Raw genomic sequence first — 14,352 nt, forward strand, 5'->3', positions numbered from 1 at the left:
TGTTACACCTTTTCCGCAACTTTTTCGCCTATCAATCCGGTAGGCCTGAAGATCAATATCAATATGAGTATTAAAAAGGTAAACACATCTTTCCACGCGCTTGATATGTAGGCTGCTCCAAACATCTCTACCAAACCAAGGAGCAATCCGCCAAGCATTGCCGCCGGTATATTACCTATCCCTCCCAAAATAGTTGCAGTGAAGGCTTTAAGACCGTAGTTCCACCCCATGACGAAAGAGATCTGGCGATAGTACATGCCGTTCATCACTCCTGCCATGCCACCCAAGGCAGGGCCCAGAAAGAATATAAATAGAGTGATCTTCCCCACATCAATGCCCAACATGGTTGCCATCTCCTTGTCCAAAGCTGTAGCCCTAATGGCGGCACCAAAGGTTGTTTTTTGGACGACGTAATATAAAATCAGCATCAATACAAAGGATAGGATTAATATGAACAGTTGCATTGACGTAATATGAAACCACCCCAAAGAGATGGTATAGGTGGGAACGACGGAAGCGGGATAAGCTTGATACCTGGGCCCCCATACAGCCATTATCAAATTTTCAAGGAATATGGAAACACCCAAAGCCGAGACAACTAGCGGCAATCTTCCCGATTTTTGAACAGGCCTGTAGGCCACTCTCTCCATCAATACGCCTACACAACCTACGGCGAAAAAAGCAAAAAGCAGGGCCGCAGCCATGCCTCCCCACAAACCAAACCTCTGGCTTACGGCCCCGGCACTCCAAACCAAAAGAGTATAGCCCAAGTAACTCCCTAAGGCGAATAAATCACCGTGGGCAAAGTTTATTAATTTCATCACTCCATATACCATGGAATATCCAAGCGCGATGAGGGCATAAAATGAACCTATAGTCAGTCCGTTAAGTAACTGTTCCAGGATTATCGACAAGACGAGCCCCTTCTTTCCTGATCAGTTTTATGGTTGATAAACCACCATGTCTCCCTCTCCGGTCACCACATACATCTTATAAATTATCCCCTTTCTATCCCCGCGTTCCGTGAAGGCAATACTTCCGGTTATCCCCTCGCAGCCTTCCATACCGGTTCTCAGTACCTCCAACATTGCCTCGGTATCGGTCGAACCTGCCTTATCAATCGCCCAGGTAAGGGCAATAAGGGCATCAGCAGCGTATACAGGCCACGGACTAGTCGGTACGGTGTTATGCCTTTGTCTGTAAAGTTCCAGGAACCGCTTTGCTTTTGGAGTATCCAAATCTGTAGGCATGGGTTCTTGCGTCATCAGGCAACCTTTTGCGTATTCTATGCCCGCTATTTTAACAAAATCTTCATTAATGGCTGCGTTTCCTCCGACGAAGGGACACTTTATTCCCAATTCTCGTCCCTGACGCACCAGCAGGCCGGCCTCGGGAAAGTATCCGGTAAAATACCATACATCGGGATTAGTCTCGCGGAGTTTCGTTAATATGGGCGTAAAATCTTTTTCGCCTGGTGTTATGGCATCATAGAAAACGAGTTCGGCTACTCCGGCATCCAGGTATTCTTGAAGAGCCTTCCTAGCTTCTTCGGCAACTCCCAAGGCAAAGGTCGTATTGTCATGCATGATGGCTATACGACGCGCCTTCATCGTCCCTACTGCATATTCGCTAAAGAACTGACCCTGAGTGTCATCACGTCCGCAGGTTCTGAAGAAGTATTTACGTTCTTTGGCCATTGTCAGCTTAACGGCAGTGCTTCCATAACCTATATCGATCATCTTGCTTGCCTCGTAAATATCGGCAGCCGGTTCGTTCACGGAAGAACCGTAAGTACCGATAACCGCTGCAACCCGTTGGGAAACTAACCTTTGAGCCGCCAATGCGCTGTCTCTGGGATTAGAAGCATCATCGGCTACCACAATCTCAATCTTCCGCCCTCCGAGGATACCCCCCTGCTCTTGGATCATCTGAAGGGCTACTTCAACTGAATTTTTGGCCATTTCTCCTTCGTATGCCCACTGACCCGTTATAGGCGCTTGTAACCCTATCTTTATGGGCTTCTCCTCGGCTGCAACAGCTCCCGCAGAAAGCACGAACAAAAAAACTATAAACAGACAAAACCACGCCTTTTTCATTTTCCCCTCTCCTCCTTTTGGTTGTGTTCTTTATTATATTACTATGGATTTTGATTTGTTTACAAGCGAGTTGTAGTAATTATACAACATACTCTTCGCCAAACAAAAGACATGAACTCAAAACCAATTAGAGGAAAGGGGTTCAGGTGCAGTTTTTATGCTAAACTAAATTCTCTGGCGACTGCTCTAACAGCTTTCTCTGCATCATATTTGGGAACCAATGTGGATATTTTGATCTCGGATGTGCTGGTGCCAAGCAATTTTACGCCTTCTTTATTAAGGGCCGCAAAGAATCTTGCCGCAACACCGGGTGCTGACTCCATGCCTACGCCTACCGCCGTTATCTTTGCAACTTCGTCATCTTCTATGAGCCTATGTTCGCCGTATTGAGATAAGACCTCTTCAACTACCTCCCTGACCCTTTCGCTTGCCCCCTCAACGACAGTAAACGTCAGATAGGTGTATCCGTTGTCCTTCACTATGGAGATCATGTCCAAGTTGATATTATTTGAAGCTAATGATTCAAATAGATGAACTTGAGCCCTTTGTCCACCCGACATCGGGCTGATCGTGAACTTGCGTTGGTTTTTGTCCATCGTCACTCCCATTACTACAGGTTGTTCCAGCCATTCCGGCAAAGCATTCACCACGTAAGTCCCCCTCTCTTCTGAAAATGTTGAAGCACAGTATAGTGCCACGTTAAACTTCTTGGCTATCTCTACGGCCCTGGAATGAACGACCTTTGCCCCCATGGATGCGAGCTCCATGAGCTCGTCGTACGTTATATATTCGTGCTTTTTAGCAGAAGGAATAATCTTGGGATCGCAGGCAAAGACTCCGGCTACGTCGCTGTAAATCTCGCATTTAGTGTTCAGCTTCGCTGCTATTGCAACGGCAGACGTGTCTGAACCACCCCGTCCCAGCGTCGTGATGTCCTTCAAATTGGTTATTCCCTGAAAACCGGTGACGACGATAACGTCGTTGGTATGAAATTCATCGAGCAACCTTTCGGCGTTTATGTCGATTATGCGAGCGTTGTTGAAATCGGATGTGGTGATCATCTCGAGCTGAAAGGCGTTGAAGGACACAGAGGGCACGCCGATGTCATTGAGCGCGATGGAAAGTAAAGCCGCTGTAACCTGTTCGCCGGTAGAAAGTAACATGTCCAGCTCGCGTGGCTTAGGTGAGTCGCTAACACTTTTTGCCAAGGCGATCAGTTCGTCAGTGGTCTTTCCCATGGCCGAGACCACCACGCATACCTTCTCTTCCGACTCGACTGTCTTTTTTATCTTCTCTGCGATCTTTTTGATCTTTTCAGGCGTCGCAACCGATGAACCTCCGTATTTTTGTACGATCAAGGACATATCCCTCCATTAATTTGTCGTTGCTATAGATTTCTCAATTCTTCGACGATTTTGCTCTTTTGGGCGACGTTTTCGTCCACTATCTTCACAACCCTCGCCGGGGCACCAATAACCACGGCATTTTCCGGTACATCTTTTGTAACAATGGAGCCTGCGCCCACTATGGCACCGCTTCCTATTTTTACTCCCTCCAAGACTACGGCGTTGGCGCCGATTAAAACTTTGTCTCCAATGATGACGGGAGTAGCGCTTGGTGGCTCTATAACGCCAGCTATAACAGCACCTGCTCCTATGTGGCAGTTGGATCCGATGATTGCCCTTCCGCCGATCACTGCATTCATATCTATCATTGTGCCCGCTCCGATGACCGCTCCTATGTTTATCACTGCGCCCATCATGATCACCGCACCTTTGCCTATATCGACCATGTCCCTTATTACCGCCCCAGGTTCTATGCGGGCATCGTATTTCGTGAGATCAGCCAGCGGGACGGCAGAATTTCGTGCCCTCATCTCGATGTGATAACCCCTAATGCGTCCTTTATTGCTTTCAATTACCTCTTCGATCTCTTTATAATCTCCTAACAGGACACCGAAATCGAGACCACCCACGAATTTCACGTTTTTTATTTCAAGGCCCTTCAGATCTCCGGATACGAAAGCAATCGAGGGCGTCGTCTTTTGAGATTGGCTTATCAGCTTTATGATTTCTTCAGGCTGCATTGAAGCACCTCCTCGAAGCTGTAAAGCCCGGGTTTTGCGGTGGCTGCAAACTCCGCTGCCATTAAAGCGCCGTAGGCAAAGACGCTTCGCGATATCGCCCTATGGTTAAAGGAGAGCACCTCGCCCTCGTTTGAAAAGATTACATTATGATCTCCCGGTACACCGCCGATCCTAAGAGAATGCATGAGACAAGGCCTTCCGGTGGCATTTTGAAGCATGATTGCCGTTCCCGAGGGAGCGTCCTTTTTCTTGTTATGATGTATCTCGACGATCTCCAGATCCCAATCCTCGAAGAATTTTGAGTAATTCGCAAGGATTATTTTTAAGGCGTTGATGCCGATGGAGAAGTTATAGCTTTGCACCACAGGTACTTGCCTTGCAAGTTCCCTTAACATTTCAAAGTCACTGTCTTGGAGGCCAGTGGTTCCTATCACCAAAGCTGCCCCATGTTCTCTGCAAAGCCGGACCGTCTCTGGAAGGCAGCTTGGATTTGAGAAATCTATTATGACGTCGGGTTTGCCACCATCGCTCCAGCTTCCTTCGTAGTTAACGGTCAGACACAATGTGTGATCGACAAATGCCTTCTGAATTTCCTGTCCCATCCTGCCGGTCGACCCAACTAGGCCATAACGCATTGCAGTATCCTCCCTTCTGTCATAGCCCTGTCAACTTCCGCCATCGCCTTCTGCGATGCGGGAACTAGAGGAAGGCGCAGCTCGTTTTTGCACAAGCCCAACTTGCTGGCGGCATATTTCACGGGAATTGGATTCGTCTCGCAGAAAAGACCCTTCATTAAGGGGAAAAGCTGCAGATGAAGACGGCGCGCTTCCTCTGCGTTTCCCTGCAGTGCGTAGCGCATCATGTCAGAAGTTTCCTTTGGCGCTACGTTGGAAAGGACTGAGATTACACCGTCTCCTCCAGCGTTTACCAGATGAAAGGCCTGATCGTCGTTACCGGAAAGCACAGCGAAGTCCCCTCTTGCCTTTTTCACCATTCTTATCAGCGAATCGACTTGCGCCTGACTGCCTGATGCCTCCTTTATCCCCACTATGTTTGAAATCTCGGTCAGCCTTAAAACTGTCTCGGGCAGTATGTTGACGCCCGTCCTGCCAGGAACGTTATAGATGATTATTTGACCGCTTCCCAGACGTGAGGCAATTGTTCGGTAATGTTGATAGAGCCCTTCCTGAGGCGGTTTGTTGTAGTAAGGCGTTACGATCAATACTGCATCAGCTCCTAAGGAAAGCGCTGCAAGTGATGTCTCTGCCGTTGTTTGTGTACAATTTGAACCCGTGCCGATCACAACAGGGATCTTACCTCCCACTTTATTGATGCAAAAACGTATGATCTCATTTTTCTCCGAGCTTGAGATCGTAGCTGCCTCTCCAGTGGTTCCAAGCACCACCAGAAAATCTACGCCGTTTCTTACCTGAAAATCAAGTAACTTTTCGAGGCTATCAAAATCTACCTTTCCTTCATTAAAAGGCGTTATCAATGCGGTGCCAGTTCCCCTAAACATGTCTATCCCTCCTATATTTGGATATAAAAAAGCTCGTCCCAAAAAACTGGGACGAGCCATAATACCCGCGGTACCACCCATCTTGAACACCTCTGCTATATGGACAAAGATGTTCCTCTCTTTAGCCCTTTAACGGAGGCAACCCGGGCATGTACTTCGGCCACATAACGCCTTTCCATGCCAGCTACCGCAAGCTTTGGGCCTTACGGTGCATCAAGAGCGCCTCTCAGCTCGTTAAACGCTCCTCTCTGTTGATGCCTGAACCCTCCAGCCTCTTGCGTCATCGCCGTTACCATATTAAAAAATGAGTTGCATGAATCTTACAAGGATATTTTTAATTTGTCAATGGGTCTTACTCGCTTTTTGCACGTTCCAATCTTGTCCTTGCCCGCTTGCCGTCAGGATCTCCAAACCACGGCACTATGCAGAGGAACCTAAAGGGTTTGTCCGAGGCGTTTCCGTAGGAATGAGAAACGTTAGGTGGCACGAAAGCCCAGGACTTTTCGGGCAGGTCCCACGTCACTCCTTCTATGATGACCTGACCGTGTCCTTCCAGGGTGATCAGGTAGTGCGGCCATTCGTGTTGGTGTTCGGAGATCATCCTGTTTGGCGGAAGGGTAAAGAAACGGACGACGTAATCGTCGAAGAAGCGTCCGGGGCCGAAGACTATTCGTTTCACCACCCCTTCCCCGAGTGAAAAGGCCTTAAGCTCAAGGAGGTCTTCCAGCTTTCCCGCCAAAGGCTCTCTTAAATCTTCATCCGTCATTTTCTAGCCTCCTCCAAAGCTTTTAGTATCCTATCCGGAGTTGCAGGAATCGTCTTAAGCCTGATGCCGCAGGCGTTGTGTATCGCATTTATTATAGCTGCATGAGGTGCCGAAAGGGGAACCTCTCCAGTGCCGGAAGCGCCAAAGGGACCGAACTCCCTGGGAGATTCCATGTGTATCAGGCGGATATTGTCGGGTATATCCTTGATGTAAGGAAACCCGCAAGCTAATAGGTTGTTGTGCTTTTTTACGTCCTCGAAGTTTTCCTTCAATGCAAACCCTATGCCCTGAGCGATGCCTCCGTAAAGTTGTCCCTCTACAACGGCGTAGTTATTGATCTTTCCCACGTCACATGCCAGCGTCATGCGATCGACGGTCGTCTCTCCTGTCGTTACGTCCACGGATACCTCTGCTAAAAAGAGGCCGAACATGTGATTGGCAAAGGGATAGCCCTGTCCCGTCTCGTCGTCCATGCCCGTGCAGTGTTGAACCTCACCATTTACGTTTCGCAAGGTAGCTTTATAGTAGCCCTCGTAGTAAGTGGGTATGCCTTCGGCGATCATCTCGTCGTAAGTCCTGTACGTGCCGTCGGGCTTTCGCATGGCGTCAAGCAGTTTTCGGCAGCTGTCCATGATGGCCATCCCGACCATGACTTGAGAACGACTTGCAGCCGCTGCCCCACTGTTGGGCGCTTTGGCAGTATCGTTACAGACAAGCTTTATTTGATCAGGCCTTAAGCCCAATGGCTTTAGCGCCTCGTGTGCCGTGCCGACACAACCCATGTCTGCTCCCTGTCCGTGATCTTCCCATGTGTTGTAAAGTATGACTCCGTCTTTGGTAAGCTCGATGTGGCTGTTTGCCTCATCGGGGCCGTCGTCGTTTGAGTTGTAAATCCCTATGGCAACGCCCACGCCATGCTTTATCTTATCGGTTGACAGGGCGGCAGCTCGCTTTTTAGCCTCTTCGTAAAGTGGCCGTATATGGGTGACCATTGCCTGAAGCGGATAAACTTCCGGCCTTTGACCGCTCGGTAAGGTATCGCCAGGCTGGATTAAGTTCTTCTCGCGGAAATCCAAGGGGTCCATGCCGACCTTTTCAGCCAACATGTCTATGGCAAGCTCTCCTCCAAAGTAGGTTTGAGGTCCGCCGTAACATCTAAAAGCCGTGCACCATTTGTGGTTGGTAAATACGGTGTAACCGCATCCGCGGATATTGTTTACTCTATATGGGGCAAGCATGAACTGTCCGCCCTTGTTGGTTAAGTCTTGGCTGGATTCGGAATATGGTCCATGGTCTACGTACCAGGTATGCTCTAAGCCTATCAGCTTGCCATTTTCGTCAGCTCCAACGCGAATCCTCATCAAGAAGGGCGACCTCTTGGGCGTGCGAACGATGTGTTCTTTCATATCGAGCCTCATGTAAACGGGCCTTCCCGTGGCAATTACACAGGCGCCAATTAAGTGTTCGTTCGTGGGGCCGACCTTGTAGCCGAACGTGGCACCCATGTTATTTTGTATGACGCGTATCTTTGAAGGCGGTAATCCTAAACCGCGGGCAATCATGAGTTGATGGCGGTACACGCAGATGCTTTTAGTCTGAAGCGTAAGACGGCCTTCTTCGTCGAAATAGCCAAATCCGCAATCGGTCTCTATCGTCAAATGAGGTTGCCTCGAACTGTAAAATTCGTCTTCAACTACGTAGGGAGCTTTGTCCAAGTCTTCCTTTGGATCGTTGCCCTTCTTTATGGGCCTCTTGTTGAACACGTTTGGTATTCCGTCTATATCGGGTATATCCTCATGCACCTTTACTGCCCCTGGTACCATGGCGTCTTTGACGTTTAAAAGCGCTGGGAGCTCTTCGATTTCTACCTTCACGGCATCTGCAGCGGCCCTTGCGTGCTCTTCCGTGTCGGCACACACTATGGCGACTGCCTCTCCCCACTGGCGGATCTTGTCTCCTTCCTCTACGAGGATTCGACGTTCCCATCCGTTGGTCGTGGCGGTCTTAGATCCCACCTGACCCCTTATTCTGTTCGTGCCCTTATTTGCGTAGATGTCCGCTGCCGTCACGATCTTATATACACCGGGCATCTTTTCTGCCTCGAGGAAATCTATCTTTTTGACTATGGCATGATGGGTCTCAGGACATACGCAGGCAGCAAAAAGCGTCTCGTCAGGTAACTTTAGCGCTACGTCGTCGCCGAAGTCCCACGTGCCGGTTGCCTTATATACCGCGCTTGGCCTCGGGTAATGGCTTCCCCATATTTTTCCGTCTCGAGTCAGTTCCGAGAAATCCGTCATCTCCTCTTCGCCGCGCAAGACTTTAGCGGCAAGCATGACGGCATCTACGATCTGAACGTAACCGGTGCATCTGCAGGCATTTCGGTTCTTCTGGAACCAATCTCGTACCTCTTCGCGGGTAGGATTTGGGTTTTCGTCGAGCAAGGCCTTGGAGCTCATGATAAATCCTGGCGTGCAAAAACCGCACTGTATAGCTCCCGTCTTTACGTAAGCCCACTGAAGTGCGTGAAGCTTGCCGGGCCTTCCTAAGCCTTCAATGGTGAGAATTTCAGCGTCTTCTGGTACCTTATCCCATCTTACGATGCAGGAACGCACGAGCTTGCCGTTCATTATGACCTCGCATGCTCCGCATTGTCCCGATCCGCATCCGAGTTTTGTTCCCGTTAGCCCGAGTTGTTTTCGAATTATGTTGACCAGCATTGCGTCAGGTGAGGCAACTACGTGGTGAGGACATCCGTTGACCTTGATGCTTTTCCTTAAATACTGTTTCATGGTTTCCCTCCTCGTTTTTTCGAACGCCCTAAAGCTCAAATATGGCAAACTTCGACCCGGGTAACCTCCTTTCTTTAAGTTTTTAATTTGCCATACCAGCCTTAAAGCGTCCATCTAACGCTAAAGGAGGTTAAAAAAAGCTGCCTCGCTTAAAGGAGGCAGCTTTTTGCTAAAGATAACTTACGGCAGGCGTAAGCTTTCTTTAACACATCCTCCTTTCCAAACATGGGAGGCATCCTCGTTTCCAAAGATACCCATTGGCCAGAAACCATGGAGCCCATGAAGGGTCTTTAGGTTAAATGGCTCGGAGTTATTTGTATATTTTATACACGCAATCGTAACATCAATAAACGTTTTATTCAAGATAGTTTATTAACCCAAATCCACAGTCTATGATATCTTGCAGTGATTCCTGTTAATTTCTGGTCGATTTTTTTAAAAGTTGCCCGGCATTTGTGAGCTGCCATGTTATACATCTCATGTTTTGTGTATATTTCAGGATTTTCTGGCCCTGAACTTGCACTTGTCCACATGGCCATCAGTAATGCAACAGATTTTGTGCATTAATTCTATAGGCTTTATTGAATATGAAGGTGCCATCAGGCTGTTCATGTCGGAAAACTGCAAAATCTCAATAACCTCCATTGAGCCTCCATTATTATTCTTGACACGGGGTTATTCCTGTTGAGCCTTACTATCCACTGCCCTGCATGGTGTACTACTCGTCCGGCTATATTGTAGAATCCGAAACGCATTCCCTTGGGCTTTCTTCTGGAAAACTCGGCGGGCAGAATGTGACTCTTGAGTATGTTCTGCAGGTTCAGTGCGAGAACGCTTATCCACCACCAGGCGGCATTTGCTCCGAACATCTCGGAGGGTACGTGCCCTCCTCCCAACTGGTTCTTCAGTACGTCGTGAACCTGTTCACTGCTGCCGCAGCGCTTGCGCTGCCAGAGGACTACCTTGTCAGCTTCCGTGTCCATTATGTTGGTGGCTATGCCGAAGAGCTTGTACCTGAAGCCGTTCATGGTCTCTATATGAAGCTTTTTTATGTTGGGGGTTTCCTCGAATTCAAGCTGTTCCCCATTGCTCTTGATATCTTTCTTATCCTTGCTGTCCTTAAAAGGAAGTTGCTTCTGATTGCTCAGCTTCTCACGGATCGCTATGTATCGAAACTCGCTGCCATCTTTGTTCCTGGCTTCGACGTCAGATGGGACGTAGGAAACAACGGCGCACTCCTGACCGGTGTATTCGAGTTCTACTGCGCCGTTTCTTCTTACTTCCTTCATGATGGGTACCCAGCGATCCTCCGGGGCACGGCAGGATACCTCCATGAATTCTTTTCCCACGTCACAGCTTATTGCGAACTTTATGACATCGAAACGGCGTCCCACTGCGTCGTCAGGGTCGGCGCAGTATTTCATGAGCTCCAGCTGGTACCCTGCGGTATCGCTTCTGAGATATACTTCCTTTACTCCTTCAGGAAGCTGGGATATGGACTCTTTGAAGACCCGCAGCTGTTCATATCCTGCAAGTACGTTGCCATCCCTGAACTCTGTGTGGATGACAAGGTCCCTCTCCGCGTAATAGGTGTTGAGTGCCTGGTAGGAACGCTCCTTCTTGAAGTTAAAAAGGGCCTCCCTGTTCTCTGTCGGGATCAGGGTGGCATCCTGGTCGAGGGTAGCTACTTTCTCTGGCGACCGTTCCTGGAGCCAGGAAAGCATGTATGTCATTACGCCCTTAAATCCTGATAGATGTTCGTTGGATGCGGGTATAAAAGATCTTCCCATGCCACGTTTCACGCTCTCTGCCGGATACTCGAAACAGCCAAGGTAGTCTCGAACGGCTGTGACCGAGGGCAAACAGCGTTTTCGCTCCTTTCTCCACCGGTTAGAGGCGCTCTTGCTGCCTTTCCTGTCGCTTTTGGCATTCGCAGACTGGAGCAACGTCTGCAACTTCCTAAAGCCAGGGTCGCCTTCAAGCATCTTCAGGTCTTCCACGCTCTCGCCTCCGGCTATGTTGAGAAGTATTAATGACAGTATCTGCTCTGCATCGGTGTAGCCCTGGGTGCGTCGGGCTCCTATCTCTTCGTTGATAACCCGGTCCAGTCCCATTCTGTAAAAAAGCTCGGTTACGAGTGGAAGAGAGGCCCATGCCGTTACGAGTCTGTCAGTTTTGTCGATTTCATAGTGGAAAGCCTGTCTGTTCTGGTGTAACATATAAATCACCCCGTTGGTTTAGGTTTTGTTGATTCCACAACTACCTTAACACCTCTCCACGAGAGGAGCCAGCGGGGGTTTTTGTTTTTTAGGCTGTGGAACTAGGATTAACCAAAAAAGAAATTTTTACCTTTTACAATAACGATAAATGCAACTTTGTTGCAAAACATGGCCGATTATGAAAGTTTTGCAAGATGCATGAGCAGCTTGAAAATATAATACGAAAAGGAGTCTTACAGGAGTTAAGTGTCATTGAAAGAATTGGTATCTTTCATATTATTTTAACTTCAATTACTACAATCGTTAAATAGGCAAAAATATACAAATTTTATAATATTATTCATCGCGAAGCCTAAGCAATCTTTCTGCGTGGACTACAGCTTCTTTTATTTCGCTAGTACCCGACAACATTCTCGCAATTTCCTGCACCCTTTCCTCTTCGTTTAACTCTTTGACGTAAGATTCCTCCCCCTCCTTTGTTACCCGAAAATGCTGGTCCGCAAGGGATGCAATGGTAGCCTCATGGGTTATGAGTATAATCTGACATTTAGTCGAAAGCTCCTTAAGCTTAAGGCCGGCCAACAGTGCAGCCTTGCCTCCCAACCCGGCTTCCACTTCATCGACTATCAGCAATTTGGGCAGGGTTTCCTCCGGTAATGCCATTTGCAGTGCCAACAAAATTCGACTCAATTCCCCTCCTGAGGCTATTTTGGAAATAGGTGACGGCACATTGCCATTTGCCTCTATCATAAAACTGATCGATTCCGCTCCGCTGGATCGAACCTTCTTCAATTCCTCAACTTTGATCGTAAGCACAGTAGTCTCCATTCCAAGATCCTTTAAATGAGAATTGACGGCTTCTTCCAATTCCCTCGCTATTTTAATTCGAGAAGCGCGTAGATCAAGCGCGTGCTGGCTCACATCTTTTTTTAATTTGCTTAGCTCGTCTTTTAGTCTTTCCAGTTCTACGAGGCTTTCGGATAACCAGGATATTTCCTTTTGGGCGGTATTGTAATATTCTACAAGCTCTTCAATAGATGAGGCTTTAGCAATACGTTTGCACTTTCTAAGCTTTCCGAGTTTTGTCTCCAATTCTTCTTCTTTGTGCTGCAACTCTTCGATTGTTGGAGTGTTTTCGAGAACTTCTTGTATCTGATGAGTCAATTGTTGCAGGTTTATTAAAAGATTTTGAACAGTGCGATCTATTTCTTCCGAATTCAAGATTGCTTTAAGCCTCCCTGAAATACTTTCCACCTCGCCCTCCAAACCGCCTGAGGCAATACCGCCTTCTATAGCAATTAATATCCTTTCCAGCTCTTGCCTTCGACTTATCTCGTCTCTTATCATCCTCAGTTCATCTTCCCATTCGTATTCGCTGGAAAGCGAGGGATTCAACGACTTCAATAAATTGGTTAGCTCATCTGCACCGTTATATCTTTCCTCGACTGACTTACGCCTCTGGGTGAGCTCCTGAATACGTCTTTCCATTTCTACGGCCCTGTGGAATACCGTCGCCATATCCATCTTCTTTTGTTTCAATTCTAAGCCACCGTAACTATCGAGCAAGTCAAGCTGGCTGTTTTCGTCCAACAGATCCAATTGTGAAAATTGACTTTGAATATGAATAAAATGCACCATTGACCTGGAAAGGATGTTAAGCGGCACGACATGTCCCTGAATGTAGGATTTGCTTCGCCCCTCAGATGTAACCACACGCCTTACTACCCAGATTCCCTCCTGAGGCTGAAGTTCCTCAGGCAATGAGGGAATATGATCAGCCTGAAAGGCTCCCTCCACCTCGCCGTTATCTTCCCCTACTCGTAAATAATTAGCCTGTGCCCTTTTTCCTGCCAATAATTCAAGGGCCCTCACTAAGCTGCTCTTCCCCGACCCGCTTTCGCCAGTGATGGCTATAAAGTTGCCCCTGAGCCTCAAAGATGCTGTAGTTATACCGCCTATGTTCTTGACATGAAGTTCTTCGAGCACTACCAATCCTCCTCGCCCTGACGCACGCTCACGTTGCCCCACTGCAATTTCTCCCTTAAAAGGTCGAAGTAATTATCTTCTTTGAGCTCGATCGTTGAAACGCACTTATCTCGGGCAATTGATATGTCTATCCTATCCTTAACCATTAGCTCGTAACCCAGTTGTCCGTCTTGAGTGAGATATATCTCCTTCTGATCGCTTTTGGGTATAAGAGATATTGTGTCCTCCGAACCCAGCACTAAAGGTCGGGCATATAGCGTATGAGGGCATATGGGAACCATGACCATCGCATTTACATGGGGAGGTAAAATAGGTCCGCCAGCTGAGAGAGCGTAAGCTGTAGATCCTGTGGGAGTCGATACGATAATTCCATCCGCAGGAAGCAGGCTCAAAAAGTAATCGTTTACTCTCGACTCGACTTCGATCAACCTGGCAAGCGGTCCCTTGGTTATGACTAAGTCATTGAGGGCGTACAATACGTGGACAAGGCTTCCCTTTCGCGTCACGCTGCCCTTAAGAGCCTGACGCTTCTGTATCCTGTATGCCCCGGATAAGATCTTTTCGATTTCTTCTTCAGCATTATCTGGATTGCCCGTCACCAAAAAACCCAGACGCCCGACGTTAATACCGTACAATGGAATGTCGTAATCCATCACCATACGAGAAGCCCTGAGAAAAGTCCCATCTCCGCCGATAACAACGCCAAATTTCACCGGGTTGGCTTCAATGTTCCAATCGAATTCGGGCAATCCAAGCATGGCAGACTCGTGGGATGGAGCCACAAAGCCGATCGTCCTTTTTTTACCCCATCCTATCAACCTGTATGCCAGGTTAAGTGCCGTTGACTTTCTAGTATTCACAATTAAAAGAATTTGATCCATAAAATTT

The 14,352-nt window shown here is 48.0% G+C and carries 11 protein-coding genes and 1 riboswitch; all 11 genes read right to left on the reverse strand.

Annotated features, from left to right (window positions below; translation table 11 throughout):
- Window positions 1-2: 2 nt before the first annotated feature.
- The 11 genes from B3N34_RS05115 to B3N34_RS05165 all read right to left on the reverse strand — a co-directional run bounded on the left by B3N34_RS05115 (window position 3) and on the right by B3N34_RS05165 (window position 14,345).
- The gene (locus B3N34_RS05115) at window positions 3-914 is read right to left on the reverse strand and encodes a branched-chain amino acid ABC transporter permease (RefSeq protein WP_213697892.1); all 912 of its coding nucleotides are present in this window, start codon (window positions 912-914) and stop codon (window positions 3-5) included.
- Window positions 915-941: 27 nt separating this feature from the next.
- A complete protein-coding gene (locus B3N34_RS05120; RefSeq protein WP_286975491.1) occupies window positions 942-2,096 on the reverse strand; it encodes a branched-chain amino acid ABC transporter substrate-binding protein in 1,155 nt (384 codons plus the stop codon).
- A gap of 155 nt (window positions 2,097-2,251) precedes the next feature.
- On the reverse strand, window positions 2,252-3,460 hold the full coding sequence (locus B3N34_RS05125; RefSeq protein ID WP_286975494.1) for an aspartate kinase: 1,209 nt from the start codon (window positions 3,458-3,460) through the stop codon (window positions 2,252-2,254).
- Window positions 3,461-3,483: 23 nt separating this feature from the next.
- Window positions 3,484-4,182: a 2,3,4,5-tetrahydropyridine-2,6-dicarboxylate N-acetyltransferase gene (gene dapD / locus B3N34_RS05130; protein ID WP_286975497.1), complete on the reverse strand. Its 699-nt coding sequence runs from the start codon at window positions 4,180-4,182 to the stop codon at window positions 3,484-3,486.
- Window positions 4,161-4,817 carry a 4-hydroxy-tetrahydrodipicolinate reductase gene (locus B3N34_RS05135; RefSeq protein WP_213697888.1) on the reverse strand — a complete coding sequence of 219 codons (657 nt, stop codon included), beginning with the start codon at window positions 4,815-4,817 and terminating at the stop codon, window positions 4,161-4,163. The genes dapD and B3N34_RS05135 overlap by 22 nt, the downstream gene beginning before the upstream one ends.
- Window positions 4,802-5,701, reverse strand: coding sequence for a 4-hydroxy-tetrahydrodipicolinate synthase (gene dapA / locus B3N34_RS05140; protein ID WP_213697887.1), 900 nt, complete (start codon window positions 5,699-5,701; stop codon window positions 4,802-4,804). The genes B3N34_RS05135 and dapA overlap by 16 nt, the downstream gene beginning before the upstream one ends.
- A gap of 352 nt (window positions 5,702-6,053) precedes the next feature.
- On the reverse strand, window positions 6,054-6,467 hold the full coding sequence (locus B3N34_RS05145) for a cupin domain-containing protein (RefSeq protein ID WP_213697886.1): 414 nt from the start codon (window positions 6,465-6,467) through the stop codon (window positions 6,054-6,056).
- Complete coding sequence (locus tag B3N34_RS05150; RefSeq protein ID WP_273002880.1) at window positions 6,464-9,259, reverse strand: molybdopterin-dependent aldehyde oxidoreductase; 2,796 nt, start codon at window positions 9,257-9,259, stop codon at window positions 6,464-6,466. Before B3N34_RS05150 ends, B3N34_RS05145 begins: the two co-directional genes overlap by 4 nt.
- A 196-nt stretch (window positions 9,260-9,455) precedes the next feature.
- Window positions 9,456-9,581: riboswitch (molybdenum cofactor riboswitch) on the reverse strand.
- Between the two features lie 286 nt (window positions 9,582-9,867).
- Window positions 9,868-11,478 (reverse strand): transposase, encoded by a 1,611-nt coding sequence (locus B3N34_RS05155; protein ID WP_286975501.1) that lies wholly within the window; start codon window positions 11,476-11,478, stop codon window positions 9,868-9,870.
- A gap of 336 nt (window positions 11,479-11,814) precedes the next feature.
- Window positions 11,815-13,464 carry a DNA repair protein RecN gene (locus tag B3N34_RS05160; RefSeq protein WP_286975502.1) on the reverse strand — a complete coding sequence of 550 codons (1,650 nt, stop codon included), beginning with the start codon at window positions 13,462-13,464 and terminating at the stop codon, window positions 11,815-11,817.
- Entirely contained in the window at window positions 13,464-14,345 is an 882-nt protein-coding gene (locus B3N34_RS05165; protein ID WP_286975505.1) for an NAD(+)/NADH kinase, read from the reverse strand. Before B3N34_RS05165 ends, B3N34_RS05160 begins: the two co-directional genes overlap by 1 nt.
- Window positions 14,346-14,352: the final 7 nt, after the last annotated feature.

Origin of the sequence: Acetomicrobium sp. UBA5826 (assembly GCF_002433005.1) — a bacterium.
Classification (GTDB): domain Bacteria; phylum Synergistota; class Synergistia; order Synergistales; family Acetomicrobiaceae; genus Acetomicrobium.